Origin of the sequence: Sporosarcina sp. D27 (assembly GCF_000586555.1) — a bacterium.
Lineage (GTDB): Bacteria > Bacillota > Bacilli > Bacillales_A > Planococcaceae > Sporosarcina.
Window position 1 is genome coordinate 48,882 of sequence record NZ_AZUC01000063.1, and the last position, 20,261, is coordinate 69,142.

General features: G+C 38.2%; 20 protein-coding genes and 1 other annotated feature. Of the genes, 3 read left to right on the top strand and 17 right to left on the bottom strand.

The window, feature by feature from the left end; genetic code table 11:
- Positions 1–55: 55 nt before the first annotated feature.
- The 4 genes from leuS to N693_RS0117505 form a co-directional block, all read right to left on the bottom strand.
- Positions 56–2,473: a leucine--tRNA ligase gene (leuS, locus tag N693_RS0117490; RefSeq protein ID WP_025786124.1), complete on the bottom strand. Its 2,418-nt coding sequence runs from the start codon at positions 2,471–2,473 to the stop codon at positions 56–58.
- 47 nt (positions 2,474–2,520) lie between these two features.
- Positions 2,521–2,741: a binding site (T-box leader), on the bottom strand.
- Positions 2,742–2,799: 58 nt separating this feature from the next.
- The gene (locus N693_RS0117495) at positions 2,800–3,447 is read right to left on the bottom strand and encodes a 3-oxoacid CoA-transferase subunit B (RefSeq protein ID WP_025786125.1); all 648 of its coding nucleotides are present in this window, start codon (positions 3,445–3,447) and stop codon (positions 2,800–2,802) included.
- 19 nt (positions 3,448–3,466) lie between these two features.
- Complete coding sequence (locus tag N693_RS0117500) at positions 3,467–4,153, bottom strand: CoA transferase subunit A (RefSeq protein WP_025786126.1); 687 nt, start codon at positions 4,151–4,153, stop codon at positions 3,467–3,469.
- Positions 4,154–4,259: 106 nt separating this feature from the next.
- Entirely contained in the window at positions 4,260–5,444 is a 1,185-nt protein-coding gene (locus N693_RS0117505; protein WP_025786127.1) for an MFS transporter, read from the bottom strand.
- A gap of 144 nt (positions 5,445–5,588) precedes the next feature.
- Here N693_RS0117505 and N693_RS0117510 point away from each other — a divergent pair, with 144 nt between their 5' ends.
- Both N693_RS0117510 and N693_RS0117515 read left to right on the top strand, forming a co-directional pair.
- Complete coding sequence (locus N693_RS0117510; protein WP_025786128.1) at positions 5,589–6,548, top strand: TIGR01212 family radical SAM protein; 960 nt, start codon at positions 5,589–5,591, stop codon at positions 6,546–6,548.
- 17 nt (positions 6,549–6,565) lie between these two features.
- Positions 6,566–7,129, top strand: coding sequence for a class I SAM-dependent methyltransferase (locus tag N693_RS0117515; RefSeq protein ID WP_253271223.1), 564 nt, complete (start codon positions 6,566–6,568; stop codon positions 7,127–7,129).
- A 741-nt stretch (positions 7,130–7,870) separates the two neighbouring features.
- On the opposite strand, the gene N693_RS20415 is transcribed toward N693_RS0117515, so the two are convergent.
- From N693_RS20415 to N693_RS0117565, 8 genes are all read right to left on the bottom strand, one after another.
- Positions 7,871–8,029, bottom strand: coding sequence for a hypothetical protein (locus N693_RS20415; RefSeq protein WP_025786131.1), 159 nt, complete (start codon positions 8,027–8,029; stop codon positions 7,871–7,873).
- A gap of 597 nt (positions 8,030–8,626) precedes the next feature.
- A complete protein-coding gene (locus N693_RS0117530) occupies positions 8,627–9,223 on the bottom strand; it encodes a hypothetical protein (RefSeq protein WP_025786132.1) in 597 nt (198 codons plus the stop codon).
- A gap of 153 nt (positions 9,224–9,376) precedes the next feature.
- Positions 9,377–10,111, bottom strand: coding sequence for a hypothetical protein (locus N693_RS0117535; RefSeq protein WP_025786133.1), 735 nt, complete (start codon positions 10,109–10,111; stop codon positions 9,377–9,379).
- Between the two features lie 123 nt (positions 10,112–10,234).
- On the bottom strand, positions 10,235–11,254 hold the full coding sequence (locus N693_RS0117540) for a serine hydrolase (RefSeq protein WP_025786134.1): 1,020 nt from the start codon (positions 11,252–11,254) through the stop codon (positions 10,235–10,237).
- Between the two features lie 498 nt (positions 11,255–11,752).
- Positions 11,753–12,277, bottom strand: a complete 525-nt coding sequence (locus tag N693_RS0117550) for a GNAT family N-acetyltransferase (RefSeq protein ID WP_025786135.1) — start codon at positions 12,275–12,277, stop codon at positions 11,753–11,755.
- Between the two features lie 167 nt (positions 12,278–12,444).
- Positions 12,445–12,681, bottom strand: coding sequence for a hypothetical protein (locus N693_RS0117555; RefSeq protein ID WP_025786136.1), 237 nt, complete (start codon positions 12,679–12,681; stop codon positions 12,445–12,447).
- 255 nt (positions 12,682–12,936) lie between these two features.
- Entirely contained in the window at positions 12,937–13,203 is a 267-nt protein-coding gene (locus N693_RS0117560) for a DUF4190 domain-containing protein (RefSeq protein WP_025786137.1), read from the bottom strand.
- Positions 13,204–13,280: 77 nt separating this feature from the next.
- Positions 13,281–13,640, bottom strand: coding sequence for a hypothetical protein (locus N693_RS0117565; protein ID WP_051508781.1), 360 nt, complete (start codon positions 13,638–13,640; stop codon positions 13,281–13,283).
- Positions 13,641–13,949: 309 nt separating this feature from the next.
- Between N693_RS0117565 and N693_RS0117570 the strand changes: the two genes are divergently transcribed.
- Positions 13,950–14,285 (top strand): hypothetical protein, encoded by a 336-nt coding sequence (locus tag N693_RS0117570; RefSeq protein ID WP_025786139.1) that lies wholly within the window; start codon positions 13,950–13,952, stop codon positions 14,283–14,285.
- Positions 14,286–14,848: 563 nt separating this feature from the next.
- Here N693_RS0117570 and N693_RS0117580 read toward each other — a convergent pair.
- The 5 genes from N693_RS0117580 to N693_RS0117610 form a co-directional block, all read right to left on the bottom strand.
- Positions 14,849–15,409 (bottom strand): cysteine hydrolase family protein, encoded by a 561-nt coding sequence (locus N693_RS0117580; RefSeq protein ID WP_025786141.1) that lies wholly within the window; start codon positions 15,407–15,409, stop codon positions 14,849–14,851.
- Between the two features lie 497 nt (positions 15,410–15,906).
- Complete coding sequence (locus tag N693_RS0117590; RefSeq protein ID WP_025786143.1) at positions 15,907–16,446, bottom strand: GNAT family N-acetyltransferase; 540 nt, start codon at positions 16,444–16,446, stop codon at positions 15,907–15,909.
- A gap of 550 nt (positions 16,447–16,996) precedes the next feature.
- Positions 16,997–17,866: a DUF2268 domain-containing putative Zn-dependent protease gene (locus N693_RS0117595; protein WP_051508782.1), complete on the bottom strand. Its 870-nt coding sequence runs from the start codon at positions 17,864–17,866 to the stop codon at positions 16,997–16,999.
- 359 nt (positions 17,867–18,225) lie between these two features.
- On the bottom strand, positions 18,226–18,549 hold the full coding sequence (locus tag N693_RS0117600; protein ID WP_025786145.1) for a hypothetical protein: 324 nt from the start codon (positions 18,547–18,549) through the stop codon (positions 18,226–18,228).
- Between the two features lie 1,086 nt (positions 18,550–19,635).
- Complete coding sequence (locus N693_RS0117610; RefSeq protein WP_025786146.1) at positions 19,636–20,043, bottom strand: DUF5412 domain-containing protein; 408 nt, start codon at positions 20,041–20,043, stop codon at positions 19,636–19,638.
- Positions 20,044–20,261 lie beyond the last annotated feature (218 nt).

Genomic DNA, 20,261 nt, shown 5'->3' on the forward strand with positions numbered 1-20,261 from the left:
CAACCCCACAAAAAAACACGGAAGAGAGATCAGCCCCTCTTCCGTGCCACATTAATTATCCAACCGCTACAATGTTAACCAAACGTCCTGGAATCGCGATGACTTTCTTCAACTCTTTGCCATCAATCCATTTTTGAACTTCTTCATTGGAAAGTGCTGCTTTTTCCAACTCTTCTTTTGAAATGTCTTTATCGACTTCTAACTTCGCACGAACTTTACCGTTAATTTGAACAGCGATTTCCACTGTATCATCCACTAACTTTTCCGCGTCATATGTTGGCCAAGGAACATAAGTGATTGATCCTTCATTGCCCAACTTCTCCCAAAGCTCTTCAGCCAAGTGAGGAGTAATTGGTGACATAAGCAATACAAAGCCTTTAGCATATTCAGTCGGCACGCGATCTGCTTTATAGCATTCATTGATAAATACCATAAGTTGCGAAATTGCCGTGTTATTGTGCATGCTTTCGAAGTCTTCCGTAACCTTTTTAACCGTCTGGTTGTACACTTTGTCGAGTGTTCCATCGGATTCTCCGCCGATTTTACTTCCAAGTGTACCGTCTTCATTGACGAACAAGCGCCAAATGCGATCGAGGAACTTCCGTGAACCGTCTAATCCATTGGTAGACCATTCTTTAGAAGCTTCCAACGGCCCCATGAACATTTCATAAATACGCAATGTATCCGCACCATGAGAGTGAACGATATCATCCGGATTAATAACGTTACCAAGTGATTTCGACATTTTCACGTTACCTTCACCGAGAATCATTCCTTGGTTGAACAACTTCTGGAATGGCTCTTTCGTTTTAACAACACCGATATCGTACAACACTTTGTGCCAGAAACGTGCATAGAGCAAGTGAAGAACTGCGTGTTCTGCTCCACCTACATAGATATCTACCGGCAACCAACGCTCCGCTAATTCAGGATCGATCAGCATCTCATCATTTTTCGGATCGATATAGCGCAAGTAATACCAGCAGCTACCCGCCCATTGTGGCATCGTATTCGTTTCACGACGACCTTTCATGCCTGTCTTCGGATCGACTACATCTACCCACTCCGTAATGTTCGCAAGTGGAGATTCACCTGTTCCACTTGGACGGATATCACCCGTTACAGGAAGTTCAAGAGGCAATTCTGATTCGTCAACAGCAGTCATCGTGCCATCTTCCCAATGGATAATTGGAATTGGCTCGCCCCAATAACGTTGGCGGGAGAACAACCAATCGCGCAAACGATACGTGATTTTCTTTTCGCCCTTACCTTCTTCAACAAGCCATGCAATTGACTTTTCAATTGCTTCGTCTTTCCCTAGACCATCTAGGAAACCTGAGTTCACGTGAGTACCTTCGCCTGTATAAGCTTCACTCTCGATATCTCCGCCAGCAACCACTTCTGTAATCGTCAAGCCGAATTCTTTCGCAAACTCGTAATCACGCTCATCGTGAGCTGGAACTGCCATGATTGCGCCTGTTCCGTATGAAACAAGGACATAATCTGCGATCCAGATTGGCATTTTCTCGCCACTAGCTGGGTTCACTGCATACGCACCAGTGAATACACCAGTTTTCTCTTTCGCAAGGTCTGTGCGCTCGAGATCACTCTTAAGTTTCACTTTATCCAAATACGCAGCAACCGCGTCTTTTTGCTCTGGAGTCGTAATCTTATCCACTAATTTGTGCTCAGGCGCAAGAACTGCATATGTTGCACCAAAAATCGTATCAGGACGTGTTGTGAAGACATCAAATGATTGCTCGCTGCCTTCAACAGTAAACGTCAACTGAGCGCCTTCAGAACGACCAATCCAGTTACGCTGCATGTCTTTCAGGCTTTCCGGCCAGTCGAGATCATCCAAGTCTTCAAGCAAACGATCCGCATATTCCGTAATACGAAGCACCCATTGGCGCATCGGACGACGTTCTACTGGATGTCCGCCACGTTCAGATTTTCCATCGATAACTTCCTCGTTCGCTAGTACTGTACCAAGCGCAGGACACCAGTTCACTGCCACTTCGTCCATATACGCAAGTCCGCGCTTATACAGTTGGATGAAAATCCATTGCGTCCACTTGTAATACTTTGGATCTGTTGTATTTACTTCACGATCCCAGTCATATGAGAATCCAAGCTCATCCATTTGGCGCTTGAATGTCGCAATGTTCTTCGCTGTAAACTCAGCTGGGTCATTACCTGTATCAAGTGCATATTGCTCAGCTGGAAGACCAAACGCATCCCAACCCATTGGGTGCAATACATTGTAGCCTTGCTTACGTTTGAACTGACTCAAAATATCTGTCGCAATATACCCTAGTGGGTGGCCGACGTGAAGTCCAGCACCTGATGGATATGGGAACATATCCAATGCATAGAATTTTGGTTTCGACGGATCGTCCGTCATTTTATACGTTTGGTTTTCTTTCCAATAGTCACGCCATTTTTGTTCAATCTCAAGGTGCTTGTAGCTCATAATTCAGTTCCTCCTATTCAAAATAAAAAAACTCCCGTCCCCACTAAACAAGGGACGAGAGTGAAGACAGGTTCCCGCGGTACCACCCAAATTGACGGCATACACCGCCCAACTTGACTCCTTAACGCGGAAATAACGGCACGATCGAACGCTCACTCACGTGCAGACTCAGGAAGTTGAGTTCACCAGGATTCCTTACTGACTCGCAGCCATCGTCAGCTCTCTGAAAAGGTCATTCCTGCCTACTACTCTCCGTCAACGTCAAACTCTATTGAAATTCATTTTACTGGAATGAAAGGGTAATGACAAGCTTTTCATGAGGAGACTCATGCGTTAACATCAATCTTCAAGTCCGCTCCTGTGGAATCTATGACGTCTTGGACAGTATAGCCTTCAAACACCTCTTTTAAAACCAGTCCGTCAGGTGTCACTTCAATTAGCCCACGCTCTGTTATGATCTTATTCACAACTTGTTTACCGGTCAACGGCAAATCACACTGTTTCTTTATTTTCGGCTCGCCTTTTTTAGACACGTGGTCCATAATCACGATGATTTTTTTAGCACCGTGCACAAGATCCATAGCTCCGCCCATCCCTTTAATCACTTTTCCTGGGATCATCCAGTTCGCAAGGTCTCCTTTTTCAGATACTTCCATCCCTCCAAGAATCGCAACATCAATATGTCCGCCTCGGATCATCGCAAACGATTCCGCACTGTCAAAGTAAGCTGCACCTATACTTGCAGTCACGGTCTCTTTTCCCGCGTTAATGAGATCAGGATCCACTTCGTCTTCAGTAGGAAACGGTCCGATTCCAAGTAATCCATTCTCTGACTGCAACACGACCGTCTTGTCGGGGGATATGTAATTTGCTACGAGAGTCGGCATGCCGATCCCGAGATTGACATAGTCTCCATTTGCTATTTCCTTTTCTGCTCGTCGTGCAATTAGTTCTCTGGAATTCGCTGTCGTCATTGTCTTTCGTCCCCTTCCCTTATCGTGTCGTCAATCGTTCAATTCGTTTTTCCTGCTCAGCTTGCAAAAGTCCTTGAACGTAAATGCTTGGTGTATGGATGAATCCCGGTTCAAGCTGTCCAACTTCTACAATTTCTTCAGCTTCAGCAAGCGTCACATTCCCTGCTGCGGCCATCATCGGGTTAAAGTTCATCGCCGTTTTGTTGTAAACCAAATTTCCGAATGTATCCGCTTTCAGCGCACGCACAAGTGAAAAGTCGGCAGTCAATGACTCTTCAAGTACATATTCTTTACCGTTAAATACTCGAATTTCTTTGCCTTCAGCAATTTCAGTTCCTACGCCAGCGGGTGTGAAGAATGCGGGAATACCTGCACCACCTGCTCTGATTTTCTCAGCGAGTGTTCCTTGAGGTGTCAACTCCACTTCTAGTTCGCCAGACAGCGCTTGACGTTCAAATTCTTTGTTCTCACCTACATAAGAAGCAATCATTTTCTTAATCTGCTTTTCTTTTAATAGAAGACCTAGTCCCCAATCATCGATCCCACAGTTATTTGAAATAATCGTTAAGTCTTTGACTCCCTTTTCAACGAGGGCTAAAATGAGTTGCTCCGGAATCCCGACAAGGCCGAATCCACCTACCATAAGTGTCATCCCATCTTGAATTGGCTCCACCGCTTCTTGTGCCGATTTGTAAATCGTTTTCATCTGACAGACCTCCTGTGCCCATGCAATTTTCCTACGAATACCTATCTTTATTTAATCAGACCATTTCGTATTTTGCAATTAAACAAATTAGAAAAACCGAAAAGCATCATCGGCTTTTCGGTTCATATCCACTACGTTTCAGTGGAGCGTCATATAGAAGTGTCGGGATGACTGCTAAACTCATCAGCCCCGTTAAAATCCAGAGAGCAATTTGGACGCCATATAAATCTGCAAGAATACCACCGGCAATTGGTCCTATCATTTTACCGATTGTCGCTGAAGAATTGACAATTCCTTGATAGAACCCTTCTTTCCCTCGAGGCGCTAGCTGATCTGCAAGCGTAGGGAAAGCCGGCCAAGCAATCATTTCACCAAATGTTAAAATGATCATTGCAACGATGAACACATTAAATGTATTGGCAAAGCTGACAACAAAGAACGAAACAAGCATGATTCCCAAACCAAATAACACTTGCATTTTCACTTTATTCTCTAAACGTGTTATGAGCGGTTTAATAAGTGGTTGTCCTACTACAATCAGCAAGCCATTAATTGTCCAAATGAAGCTATACTGTGTCAAAGTAATTCCAACAGATGTTGCATGAGTGGAAATCGTTGTTGCCCATTGCGAATATACGAGCCATGTTAACAGATACCCAATCATGACAATCAACAACGCTATGAATGGCGCTTTTTTCTTGATGCCAGTATTCTCTTTCAAAATCGACGTGTGAACTTCCGGAGCAATACTCATTTGTTTATAGAAGAAAAACGCAATAAAGAAAAATAGTACATAAAAAGCAAGGTTCGCGGTGAAGATCAGGTCAATATTGAACGATGCGACAAGTCCAGCAAGCGCGGGTCCAATCGCTACCCCTACGTTTTGTGCCAAGTAAATCGAGTTGAAGGAACGTCTTCCACCCTCTGGCCAAACGGTACCTACCATTGCGTAAAAACTCGGGAAAATAATTCCCCCACTAAATCCCAAAACAGTTAACAAAACGACATAAGGTCCCCACGAATGGTCAATAACTAATCCGATCAATGCAGCAATTGATATTAAAATCCCCGCCATGATCGACTTATAACCGCCAATTTTGTCAAAGAAAAAACCGCCAAGTAAATTACCAACGACTCCTGCTCCTGCATTCGCCATCAATACTAAACCCGCAACGGACAAAGACTTTCCTAAATAATCGTGCATATAGATTGTATTTAACGGCCACAAAAACGAGTTACCGATTACATTTACAAACATCCCAATGATTAAAAGCCATACTTTTCTAGGCAAAGAATACTCGCCTCCTATCTTACAAGCTCAGTATGATTTTATGCCTATCTTTGCTAAATGACAAGATGAAAAATGATGTTCAATTATTCAGATGACGTTTGTACGTAAAAAGATGGTACACTATCACTTTAAGGAGTGGTTTCAATGGAAGAAAACAACTATCCGTTTCCGTCTGACGGGACACGCTATCATACATGGTCACGTCATTTGAAAGACCGATTCGGTTTCAAAGTATTTAAGGTAGCTCTCGATGCTGGATTCGACTGTCCGAATCGTGATGGCACTGTTGCATTTGGCGGATGTACTTTTTGCAGTGCTGCTGGATCCGGTGATTTTGCTGGAGACCGCGTTGATCCAATTGATGTACAATTTGCAGAAATACGCGACCGTATGCATAAGAAATGGAAAAGCGGTAAGTATATGGCCTATTTCCAAGCTTATACGAATACGCATGCACCTCTTGAAAAGTTGAAAGAGAAATTCGAAGCAGCGCTAGCACAAGAAGGCGTTGTTGCCTTGTCCATCGCAACACGTCCAGATTGTCTTCCTGACGATGTCGTCGAATATTTAGCAGAACTGAATGAGCGCACGTACTTATGGGTCGAGCTTGGATTGCAAACGGTCCATGAGAAAACAGCAAAACTTGTCAATCGTGCCCATGACTTCGAACTTTATAAAGAAGGCGTCCAAAAGTTGCGCAACCATAATATCAACGTGTGCACACACATTATTAACGGACTGCCTGGTGAAGATTTGGATATGATGAAAGAAACTGCGAGTGAAGTGGCTAAACTGGATGTACAAGGCATTAAAATACACTTGCTTCATTTATTAAAAGGAACACCGATGGTCAAGCAGTATGAAAAAGGGATGCTCGAATTCCTGGACCAAGAGACTTATGTGAATTTGGTCGTGGATCAGCTTGAAATGCTGCCACCTGAAATGATTGTTCATCGCATCACTGGCGACGGCCCAATTGACTTACTTATTGGTCCGATGTGGAGTGTCACAAAGTGGGATGTATTGAACGACATCACACGTGAACTGGAACGTCGGGACAGCTGGCAAGGTAAGCATTACAAGAAAGCGGTCGCTCCCCTGTGAAGGGCGGCGGCTTCCGATTGCGGCGCATTTTGCCACACTCCAAACAGCTGCTGACGGAAGTGATTTCAGAAGGAGACATTGTGGTCGATGCCACAATGGGCAATGGCAATGATACGGTTTTTCTAGCGCAAGCCGTAGGTCCGACCGGCAAAGTATACGCATTCGATATTCAACAACAAGCTCTTGATGCAACAAAAGAACGTCTTGGCGATCTTTACAGCCGCGCTGAGTTAATCCTAGACAGCCATGCATGTATTCATAAATATGTCCATGATGGAATAACAGCTGCTGTATTCAACCTAGGGTTTTTACCTAACCAAAACGACCATGCCGTGATTACACATCCAGACACCACTGTACAAGCGCTTCAAGAAACACTGAAGTTGCTAAAGCCTGGAGGGATGATTACGATTGCGGTGTATGATGGTCACCCCGGCGGACCTGAAGAACGAGATGCTGTAGTAGGATTTGTTCAACAGCTGGATTCCAAACGCTATCAGGTCGTTCGGCACGAAGTCGTCAACCAACAAAATCATCCTCCGTTTCTACTAATCATCGAGAAAACGAGCCGCGGTATATAAATAAAAATACAACAAAAGACCATTCAGGAGTGAATGGTCTTTTTGTATATAAAGATTTCAAGTTTTATCTATAAAAGAGCTAGTCGTGTATAGAATATTCTCTTCCCTTGTAACTATTTTGAGGAATGACTTTTCCCATTAAAATAGTTTCACAATTCGATGCAAAATTTTGCGCTGATCCTTCTGTTTGCTTAATAGCTTTTCTAAAAGGTATTTTCTATGCTTTCAGCTTAGGTAAATTAAAGATTAGAATAGTCGCTGGCAACATGATGACAGCTAAATATCCTAAAACCGTATACTCAAAGTTTATTAAGTTAAGCGAATATATAGTTACTGGAAACATTACAGCGATTGTGATTAGGAAAGGGAATATCATCATAAAACGCAACCCAAGACCTTCTTTATATTTAAAAAGTCCGGTCCATTTTTCTTCATTCATAGTAAAAGTCTTTTTCATGACTCTAAACATCAAAAGTAAGAATCCAACGTATAGCGCTGAACTGACTATATTCAAAAAAATGTAAGATACAACAAACAAGATAATTCCCATAAGCGAACACCTCTGTTTTCTAGCATTGGCTCTTATGTATAATACGGTCGCCAGGTCTAATCAAAGAATACTCCTAATTGCAGGGCGGGAATTTTTCTTTTTTTGTAATATCCAAACAGATAAATTCCTTACTATACTTACACATAAAGTAAAAATAACATGAAAACAGCTTGTTCACATATATTATTTTTTCATTCAGACGATTTATCTGTTTGTTTTTGCTTTTTTTCCAAATACGCCGTACGAATTTTTTCAAGTTGCTGCTTTTTATCAAATTGGGCAGGCTTGAGTTTTTCATGATACTTTGACACTGCCTTCATCCCTTTGTAATCCAATTGATATTTCCCCACGTTATTCGCCTCCTTTTCTTATCTTTAAAGCGAATCTTTTTGGCACAATTGCGATATTGGAGCACTATGCCTTATTATAAAACACTTTTCTTATAAAGATAATAGCTAATAATCATTCTTAACGGATTTTTCAACATGTGTATTTTTAGTCTAATATTGATAAATTAATAATACACTAAAAAATATCAGGTTCACTAACACCCAGTCGAGGTAGCTGATATCCGCATTAAGTGCGGTAGGTCACTAAAAGACATACGGTGTTACAAGAAGTAACCACTCCGCTTGCTAGCAGTAGCGGAGTGGTTACTTCTTTCTATTGATAAATAGAGGAACCCTCGCCACAACGGCTGTTGCAGCGAGGATAAATCCAAATTAGAATAACATGTTTATTGCATCGTATGTCATGCAGACGTTGCCGCTGGACGCAACGTTCTTAGTATGCCTTACATATAAAGGGTGTGCCAAACCACCCATCCGCTAAAGTAGCTACTTTTTTAAGTATACCACTTTTATAGATTGATTACAGCAAGTACTAAAATATTGACTTCATCTCTAAATAACCAATACAATCAGAATCGCCTTTGTTAGTTAAATTCATTATAAATGTATTACAAACTCGATGCCTGTTGGCTTCACCCTAAAATGGTCACTATATTCTCTAAAAACTAAGTCCAGTCCTGAAAAATCGTCAGGTACCGGTGGAGAAACAATGTAGTCATATTTGAAATAACCTGTGGATCCGCTTCCACCATCTTGCCTAGAATCATACTGTTCTCCTAAAAATAACTCAAAATCACAGTGCTCGTGTAGGTGTGGCGAATCATTTGTACCATCCCAATCGACATTAAGATTTATAACGCTAGCATTCTCATACTGTCGTATAAATGTGATCGAGTATAAACGGTCATCTATTTCAACTGATTTTAAAACAGGTATATGCTTTCTAAATCCAATCGGTTCAACACGTGGTTTAAAAAAATCTTCCATTCTCAGTGTCCCGAAGAATGAACTTAAATAATCTTCATAAAGATCGTACTTTATAGCCCAGTTAGAGATCGTATCATCAGATGGAAAACCTGGATTGTTGTTTGAGAGATGCTTACGTTGTTTTAATAAAGCACAAATTTGTTCATCAATAGGTAAAAGATATTCATCATAATGGTTAGTTGAACGTTCAAAGGGCATTCGCTCCATGTTATGTCCTCCTCATTTTTTAAAACTCATTTGAAATTTTTACTATTGCAATATCAAGGTCGGATTACGTTATAGACAAGATCACTATTTATCGCAATTCCCCCCCGGTGGTGGCACAATCAAAATTCATTCCCTATTATTTCAGTAAATTAGTCACTGAGGTAACTTGCTTGCTAAGATGAATTCACGAACAAGCTGTAGCATCTTTTTCTGCATTTCCACATCATTCTTTTCTCTATCCAAAGAATAGCCTATATGATAAATGTGTCCGTTGTAGTATGCGTAGAATTCATTAGCTGCAGTCCCTATGGTAATTATTCCTTTTTCATTTTCTTCATAATAGGTATAGAGCAACGCACTATCCGTTGTAAGGACTTGCTGATAGATAGGCAGATTTTCTGTCAGCTGCTTCTTTATAAGTTTGTTTCCGACCGAGTCAAAATCATTAGTTATATCGTATGTTTCCAAAGGATTCTTATCGGCTTCGGTAACTGAGATGATTAAAAAATCATCAGTTTGTTTATACTCATCCTTGCCAAGATAGCTTAGCTGTACCTGGTTCTTTATTGCCCCATTTTTGTCTTTCGAAGTGACTAGATAGGCTTTCTCCTCGTCCACTTTGAATGGTAGCTTATCTGTGTTGATTGTATTCATAGTATTTTTGACTTGATCAGGCAAAAATGGTTCGACTTCATTTATTAGAAAAGGCTTGTAGAATGTCACGTTATCCCTCTCATCAAGACCATCATAAGCCTTAAAATACTCGCTATAAGTCAAGTCGGTACCTTTTACTTTTACAAGTTCCGATTTTTCAGTAGCACATCCCAATAATATGAAATTCATAAAGATCAGCGAGAATAATATGCTTGATAACTTTTTAGTTGCCACCATTAACTCTCCTTCATTCCAAAAAATGTTTCTCGAACTAGGTTCGCTAATATCTCATCTAACAAATTCCTGTTCTACGATTTGGCCAATTTACAGCACTGTCCTTATGCCACAACTGCCCCACTAATTTAACAAGCATTCCATTATGGTATTACCGAATGAACGAACATCAGCTAAATAATCGAATCCATTTGGAGATCCGAAGCTGTTAAACGCACGTACCGCAACAAGGTCAAATTGAGGTATAACTAATAGAGTAACTCCTGTATAACCCAAAATCTGAAATGCCCCTTTAGGCACAAGTTCTCCTATTTCTGTTTTACTTGCAGGTAATTCCTTAACAAACCATAAGCAACCATTTTGTGGTAATTCTTTATCTATGAGATCTGGACTTTGTAAGGATGTAGCCATGTTTATTATTTCACTTGAAACAATCATTTCATCATTTATATATCCTTGTTTGAGGTGAAGGTATCCCCACTTAGCCAATTCTCTTGCAGACACGTACATATTTCGTTCATTCCCAGAAACGCTTTTTCCATCGTACCAGCTCGAATTATCCGGATCTCTTATAACATCTACCAGATTTTCGTTCAACTCTGAATACCAGCCCGTTTCGGTAAAGCCCATTTTGTTAAATGCCTGTTCAGCTAGAATTTCTGCAATGCTCTTTCCCGTGGCATTTTCAATGACTTTTGTTAACGTATCAATGCCGATGCCCCGATAAGCCCAACTTTCTCCGGGCAAGAATTCTCTTTGGATTTCCTTCCCATTACTTTTTAATCCATGCGTATGCGTTAAGAGATGCCTAATGGTAATCCCTTCGAAAAGTGCAGATTCATTATCAGAATGGTATTCAGTGACCAAATCATCGATTGACTTTATAAACCCTTCATAAACAGCGTATGCAGCAGCAAAACCAATGTAGTTCTTTCTCACTGAAGCAATATGGAATTGGGTGTCTTCTTGAATATGTCTTGCACTAGAAGCTTTAGAATGTTTCCCCCAGTATTCCTCTGTTACGATTTCGTCATTTTGTATAATAAAAACCGCTGCACCAGAACAATCAACTATTTCAGAAGTGTTTTTGACATGAGATACTACCGCCTTAAAATCCTGATTTATCTTTTTGTTAATAATCATGTTTCTCCTGCTTTCCCGTTAAATCGTCTCCTCTATTGTAACGACTTCATTATTCATTCTTGTCCCACTTAAAACGCTAAGAAAACTTTGTAATTGAACTAAATGGCCAATTTGAAGAACAGATCTTATTAGTGAATTGCCCGCCGATAGTGAACTGTTCATTTAGTTTAGACTCACTAAATTCATTAAAATAATCTCAATACTGAAAGCTCAATATGTTATCTTATTTAATCTTGTTAACTAATTTTTCAATCTCATTGGCGTTTTTTACTGCTCCAGCAAAACCGTGGACAATAATTCCATCTTCATTAATTAAATACGTTGTGGGAAGACCAATCACTTTATATATTCACTCTATGTCCGCGTTACTATACAAAGTAAATCACTCTTTATTTCCGGGTATTTTATTTAATTATCTGGCCCGATTCTTCAAAACGGGGAGCAGATCCCTATTCAAGAATTGCTCCCGTTTATTTCGTTGCGACCTTCTCTAATATCTTAATATGGTACTTCATTTAACTTAATATTAGTGATTTTCCCTGATTGCCAATCGTCAAATATTGCACCATATAAGACAGTATCGGATACAGTATCACCTTCGTTTTCCCAACTATTTCTTAAGTAACCTTCTTTAACAAATCCTGCTTTAGTGAAACATTTTCTCATAGGATGATTGTCTGCTCTTGTATATCCCTCAATACGGATTTTCTTTCTTTTACCAAACAAATAATCTTGTAACCATTTGAGTGATTTCACTCCGTATCCTTTTCCTTGATATTTAGCATCTAAGCGAATATCGAAAAGGGGGATCGTGTCGTCTATATCTTCAATAACTATAATTCCAACTTTTTTATCAACATCTATCAACCAAAAAGTTTCTCGACCATCGGAATAATATCCATTTCCTATAGCTGCTTTCACTTTATCTCTTTGAGGAATACCACCTGAATGATAGTGCCATTCATTATTAGTTAATAAATCCAACAAATCCTGAACTTCATCTTTAAATAACTCGAATTGCATATTATTAACTCCTATCAGTATCCATTTTCTGTAATAACTATTTAGAATCCGCTTTAACAAAATGGCCTGATTGTTGTGTGATCCTTATGCATGAATAGCGCTGTTTTTGTATTAACAGGGCGCCTTTTCCCATTTAAAGTGACGCCCTTTTACCTAATAAAGTTAATTTAAACTGATGCGTTGCCTACTTTCCTTGTTAACTTTAAGCATGCAGTAATAATTAATGCAGCGATGGCTCCAGTGATTACAATTGCCAGAATGTTAGTAATAGCAGTTGGTTCACCTAAAACAGCAGTTAGAATCTTATCGAAAGTTGGAACTCCCGCCCATTTAAAGATCCCTGAAAACATCAGAGTCCAAGATAAGATACCAAGTAGAATATACACCCCATACATTTTCCTCATTTCCTTCACCTCCTTTGTATCAACGCGCCACGGAAGACTAATTATTCAGTTTGTTTTACCAATAAAACCCATCCAATACAAATAAAAAATTCATCTCAGTATTTTAAATTTATCATCGGGGAGCACAGCTATTATCTAATAGCTAGCCCCCATACCTATCCTTCACTCACATAATGGCCCAATTCTTGAACATTGTTGTACAGTTAAAGCCCCCGTTTATAGCACATTTTACGAGATGGTATCTAAGTTCATTGACTAACCAACAGTAGTTAAGGAATTGAAAGCTATAAGACCCAACACACCAAATAATTGAATGACTATCCCTACCACACTACAAATTAAACCTGCAGTCGCTAAACCTTTACCATTCTCATTTGTTTTAACTATTTCCTTTGTAGCACTTCTTGAGAATACAAGTCCTAGAACACCAAGAACTAAACCAATTAGCGGTACCAGGATTGAAAGGATACCAAGAGTTAGCGAAATAATTGATTTACTATTAGTCTCATTTTTCCCATTCATTTTTTCCCCTCCTAGCCTAAACAAAATAACCCTATTACTGAATAGGGTGCAGGTCCCTTCTACAAGAATCGCACCCGTTAGTTGAATGTCATCTGATCCTTTGTAACTTTATTTATCAACTCATCAATTGTCCCAGTTAATATTTCGACACCTGACAATTGATAAAATGTACTCGTTGTTTCAAAGTTATTTAAATCCTCATTTGGCGAGTAAAGATATATTTTTCTCCCTTGACCGAGTGCAATTCCAAATTCAATATGGCTTCCTTTTCCTGCTGGCAATATAACTATTATAAAATCAGCATCCAATACAGCATTTTTTTCTTGAAGTCCTATTTCTTTTAAATCTTCAATCGTTGATGCCCGTTCATTCCTTGTCCAGTCATACGTATGAACGAATCCACTCTCTGCTATTCGCATACTTACAAGGCGAACCATATCTATATTCTTAAAGCTAGAAGCTACATAAAATTTTTTAATTTGAATCCCTCCTAATGTCCGACAATCTGGTCCGATTCTAGAACACCGCTATGCCGCAATTGAGCCCTTTTTTGGAATATGGAGAAATGCAAAGGAAGCTAAAATGACTTCTCCGGAAATTTTACTAAAGTACCCGTTTTGCTTAAATAGTGGTTTTATATTTTAATTATATCTGTAAATAATAACCATCTACAAAGCCCAGAATTTACACTATAATATTAAAGGCAATACCTTATTAAACAAATGCACAAGCTGGGGGCCGTATTTATGAAAGCGTTAAAATCAATCGTATTTGGGTTATTCGGTATAATTACTGTGCTAATTTTATTCCTAGCCATTATGGCATTTATTTCATTTATCCAAGAAAAATTATTTGTTCTTGATAGTTCCCTTTTGTTGATTTTTAAATCTCCTGCATCAAAGTTTATTTTTATATATGAGCTTTACCTATTGTTTGCCCTTTTCCTTCTTCTTAATAAAGATTCAAGAAAATGGTTTTCTGGATTTTTTAAAAAACATCGAAGAATAGTATTTCCCATTTTCTGCATAGTTAACATTATGTTGTTTTATGCTATTGTCACGGATGTAGCGGTTGTTACTTAAAATAAAATTATTAACCATTCTTTCCTAGTACCTCAAGGAAAGCAATACAACTTCAATAATATTACTAAAATTACCACAGGCATTTATGGAAAAAAACAATTCTTTGGTCCCTCGAAAGGTGACTTTTATTACATCATAGAATTAGATAGTAGTACAAAAATTGATTTGGGAGATAACGGAGTAAGCCCAATTAATTTCAATGAAGATGATAACGATGAAGCAGACTCCCGGTTTATTCTTGCAAAGCTTGACCGGCAATGGGTTGACATGGGGATTCCGAAAAAAGCCAGTATGTCCAATTTCAAATATACCTTTGATTCTTTAGACGGAACCTATTCAAATAAAATTCGCAGTATTTTAGAGAATAACAAATAAATGTACATTTTTCACAAATTGAACCTACTACTAGAAGTACCAGGCGGCTTTGCCCTGTTTTTATTATTTTAGTTTAGTGAAACACTTTTATAGAAAGGAAAGTCGGTACTCATCTGTTCTTCAATTAAATGTCCCTTATATGTAATATGGGCGCTGGTTCTTACGCAAGAATCGGTCCATTAATAAAGTTAGACTAGAAAATCATTAATCAATTGATCTGTTGTAAGTACTGTAGCAAATTCATCATTTAATGTAGCTAGAGATACATTGTGTATAGTTTCAGCATCATAATATATATTATTTTGATCATTCAAGCCGAAAGCAGCTGTTGCATCAGAAATCAGATATGTTTCAAAACCTAAATTTCCACTCATTCTTGTAGTCGTTGATACACAATGTGGCGTAGTCAAACCAGTAATAACAACTTGTGATATTTCATTTACTCTTAAAAAGTCTTCTAAATTTGTACCAATAAAACTACTGTTTACTTTCTTTTCAATGACTACTTCTTCACCAATAGGTTCTACTATTTCTTTAATGGCAAAGCCTTCATTCTTCGGATAAAATACTGAGCTAGGATTATCGGAGGTGTGTTTTATATGTATCACCAACCAGCCCTTCTTCCTCCATAATTTTAGAATGCGACTGATATTTTCTTCCGCGTTGAGGTTATTACGTTCACCCCACTTTTGGTTCTCAAAAGCCTTTTGTACATCAACTATAATTAATGCCTTTTTCATTCCAACCATATGATCACTCCTGTATTTTTCCCGAAAATTTTGCCCGTTTCTTGAATGTATCCTTTATAAATCCTACTCTCCGTTGCTTGGAGCGGAAGACGGACGACTCTGAAGGGATCAGCGAAAGCCGTAACGAAGAACGGCTTTTGCGAACAATAGCAAAGCGTTGAGAGCATATCTTTGCACTCGCCTTGAGACCCACAGGGCGCAAGATTTTAGCGACCGAGGAGGCTCAAGCCACGCCCCTCGGAAAGCGTTCCGTCTGGAGCGCAAAGCAACAACTTACATGTTAGATAATGGCCCAATTCTTCAATACGGGGCGCAGATCCCTATTCAAGAATTGCGCCCGATTGCTGAAGATTGTTATTGAAGTAAACTGCTCTACATTACGGTTCGCAGAAGCATGCACTTTTTTGCACGGCTAATGTTGTGCTTTCTTTTCGCATTTTTGCTATTGACTTCGCATAGTTGGTCTTATGTACGATGCACTATTCAAATTGTTAGCTTTATAATCCGAGTCTGGCACCAACTTCTGCATACTCTATATCTTTTCTTTCTGCATTCCAATTACCCCCTGTTTGTCCGTCCCATATCGCTCCTGTTTCAACGAAACCGACAGACGCATACAACTTCCGGGCGGCTTCGTTTACCATCCAATATGATATAGAAACTGCATCGGCTTTTCCTTGTGGAAACGACTTTATATAATCAATAACTTTCATCATTGCTTGTTTGCCAAATCCTTTGCCTTGATGCTTTTTATCAATCATAAAGCGATTAAGTCCATAAGTAGATTTATCTCCATATTTTTCATGTAAAATTGAACTTTCCGCCAGTTTGTAAAATCCAATATCGACATATCCTATGACTTCATCATTGTTGCATATAGCGAAGATCATAGGAGGTTTTTCGTCGTTGAGTATCTTTACATAGGCTCTAGCCAAACAATATATGCTGGAATCCACATTTCCTTTCTGCTCGTCTGTTATGCTTAACTTCAACACTGCCTCAAAATTATCGTGGGTAATTTTTCTTAATTCAATCATTTTTCTTCCCTACTTCCGAAAAATTCTATTATTCGTCCTTTGTTATTCAAGTATCCTGACCCGTCTGAAGATCAATCCTAATTCATTAACTGACCACGATTGAGGAATTTCAATTTATATGCTATCCTCCAAATCCTCATAAAGCCATCAGCAACAGTGGTAAAGTTAAACTAATTATGAAGAGAATTATTACTGAAAATCCTAGATACTTAAGCTATCCCTTCTCTTCTCTCTTAATTGCCTAAACACCTAAAATAATTCCGCCTATCATAAGGACAATTCCAGATAGAAAAATATTCCAATAACAACCTTTTCTAAAAAAGTTGGATTTTCAGATTTAAGATAGCTCAACCTAAATACAATTACACCTACGATACTTAAAACAAGTGACCATTTACTGTTCTTTTGTGAAGCCAATATTTTCACCACTCATAGCCTTAAACTACATTTATACACAATAGAAACGGCCTGATTAAAGCCTGGATTTTTCGTAATAAACGCCATCAATTCTTAATCAAGAATCCCTATCCGTAAACTATTAATAAAACATCTACCTATAGTTAGCTATGTAATTCGTTTCTTCAAATATTTCCTTGGGATCTTTAATGGTCCATTCTTCAACTGGCATATCCGGATGCAACTCTAAGTAAGATCTGATCATTTTGTATCCTTCGCTGTATCCATAGGAATTCGGGATACCATTAGAGCCGCCTATTTTCATTTCTAGAATCTCCTGCCCAGCAGGACTTTCAAGATATGGTTCAATCTTACTCCAATGCTCTTTGTTAAAACTTTCATTCAATAAGGCATACATAGTATTTAAATTAGGATACACGAGAGTCTCAAACATCACAGCCTCCCCTTCCAATGTTAAATGATCTAATCCTGTCAGTAACTCGTTTTCCTCCAAATGTTTTTCGAGCCAGACACTATGATGATATTCATGGGACATGCCTGATTTAAAGTATTTATGAAACCTGTTGTAGTAGACGATGATTTTTCCTGCCCCAATTGTCGCCATATCGGAAGGGAAGTTTTCATTTTCAAGAAATATACATACAGTTGTTTCTTTATCTGTTGGGAGGACATCTGAGGATTTAACTAGCGATTCCTCAAATACTTCATTTAATTGATCTGTATTCATTTTATCAATTTGATTCTGTACACGTTCAAACTCGCTTCTTTTAGTTATCATCCCAGTTAGACTTATAGAATCCGCAAGCTCTGCATCTTCAAAACAGGCTTCCTGTACTGGCTTGATAATTTCCTGTTGAAATAACTTGGAAAGCGTTTCGTCTGGCTGATTTTTTACAGTTGCAAAATAATTTTCATATAACAAGTAAGCATGAATAATATTGAATTCTTGCCCCGTTTTAGGATTTTTAAAAGTATAAGATATATTTTGTTGTTCATTTTCCAAATTTACCTCTTCGTGAGATTGCTCGATTTGCTTACAGGCCGATAAAGTACAAATAAGAAGTATACAAATTAAAATAGAATATTTTTTTGCACTATTTATTGGATTCATCCCCTTAAAAGAATTGACCGTATTTTACAAAAATATAATACGCAAGATTGCAATTGCAACACACAATGTTCAACTTGACTTGGAGCTTTTGCGTGCATAATGCTTGAGTCAGAAATAAGTACTATCCAGGTCTAACTTTGCCTGCTGAGGCTATAATTCCATATACAGTTGCAACGCCAGGTTTGCTTGCATGCTATGTACTTTCAAATTGCACTATACATAAATGTTTTTTCGATTAAGCATACATACAATTAAATAAAATAATCATAGTAATAATAAATAGTCAAAAACAAACTTATTATCATAAACAAAACTAATCCTATAATGATTGGTGAAAAACGAAATTGAAACAGTTTTACTCCTCCTATGTCCGCACCCGTCATTCCTTTTACGTTAGCATTATATACATTCTGCTCATGATTCGAAAAAAATAAATAAAGCCAAGGGATTGCAAATATCAATAACCCTCCCAAGAAAATCGTCTCCATAAAATCCCACCCAATGAATATAGAAACAGCCCATAACAATACCGTTTCTATTAACATGGTTAGGATGACTACTAAAACCTTTTTCAATTAACTCCCCCCAGATACATTTATATTCGAATTATCCATCAGAGTTTTAAAATTAGCATGGACTTGGTCAAAACTAGAAATTTCTATGAAAAATAACAAGCATGGTAAGATACACAACAATTGCAGTTAAACGAAAGACATAAATATCTCATCCTGTTGTTTTGGACTTTTAAGACAAAATGGTTCTTTTGAAGAGCGGCTGTTATCCAGCTAATGCCACCGATTCAGCCACAATCCCTTAATTTAAATAATATTACTTTCTATAAATAATCCAGTTTTTTTAAATATAAAGCCAAAAGCTAAAATAAATATTTCCGTGCCATAAAGTCTAATTCCTTCTTCATTTTGAAAAAAAATAATGAGACTATCATTATTAAGATACCAAGTAAATTTATTTTTGCAGAACGCATTATTTCACTCATTCTAAGTTATATTAGTAATCTGCCCGTTTGCTGAAAGTTGTTGTATGCTTACAACATTACCTATAACTAATTTCAAAATAATAATCTAATGATTCAAATTTTGTATGATGAAACGAATACATTATCGATAAAGATTTTACAATGAATACTAAAAAACCCGCCCAGAGTTACTTTTATACTCTTCAATTCATTATTATTAGTTCTTAATTTCCCATTCAGCGTCCCTCTAAGAGCTTAGCCTATATTTTCATCCTGCAATTCTCCATCCACATACAACTTTTCGCCAGCAAACCACCTATTCTCGACTTGTATTCGATGACCATCATACATTGCTTCAAATACCTTCTTCATTTCGCTCCTCCTTATTTAAACAGCTATAATCCTATTCATTAATATGCTCAGAACATTTCTTTTGATGAAGTATGTAACTATTCTTCAAAGAAAATCAATGCCTGTTTTTATACGCATCTGGTAATAGCTGTATCTGCATCTTTATGTTTAATCAAAATATTATTCTTCTCATTTATCTGGTATTTAACTTCTTCACTTTCAAGACAATTAAACAAAGAAGCTCTGCTTTCCTCGCTTTGATGACCTTCTTATACTGCATTTTCTATGAACTATCTTAGCTTCAACAAGTAATCCTAGGTGAAAATGGGCATCCTCACCGCCTTCTAAAATCATATTTGTCTTTCCGTACATCCAACTCATGTCCATTGATAACTACTGTATGATTACCCTTCCAAGCGATTTCCGCTTTCTCTTCACGCGAGTCCCAGTAGATATTTTTGGTCTTGTTCTTTTTTTCATTGAATACCAATTCCCCGCGAACTGAATACGGCGTAGTGGCTCCCCCGTTAGTCACATATGCTTTTACCGTATACTCTCCATTAGGCGATCTCTCTTCCGTAAGAAACTCTCCTTCCGGCAAACGTTTCATATCAAAGAAAGCCCAATAGACTCCGTAACCTACTAATGCAACGATTAACAAACTAATTACTGCCAAGAAGTAAACAATAATCTTAATAACTCGCTTCCGCTCTGAAACCTCATATGCCTTTTGATAGCCCAAGATTATTGGACCCCCTTATTCTCAAAACATCCGCTATGTAAACTCACAGATCCCTTACTTTATTTTTAATTTTCCTCTATCAAAATAAGTTATCTCCCACCTGATCCAAGTATTGACTACAGAAATTTCAGAAATTCTCACTTTTATCCAACTATACCATATAACCAACTAATCCCAAATCACTTTTTCGCATTATTGTCGAACAAAAAAAGCATTGC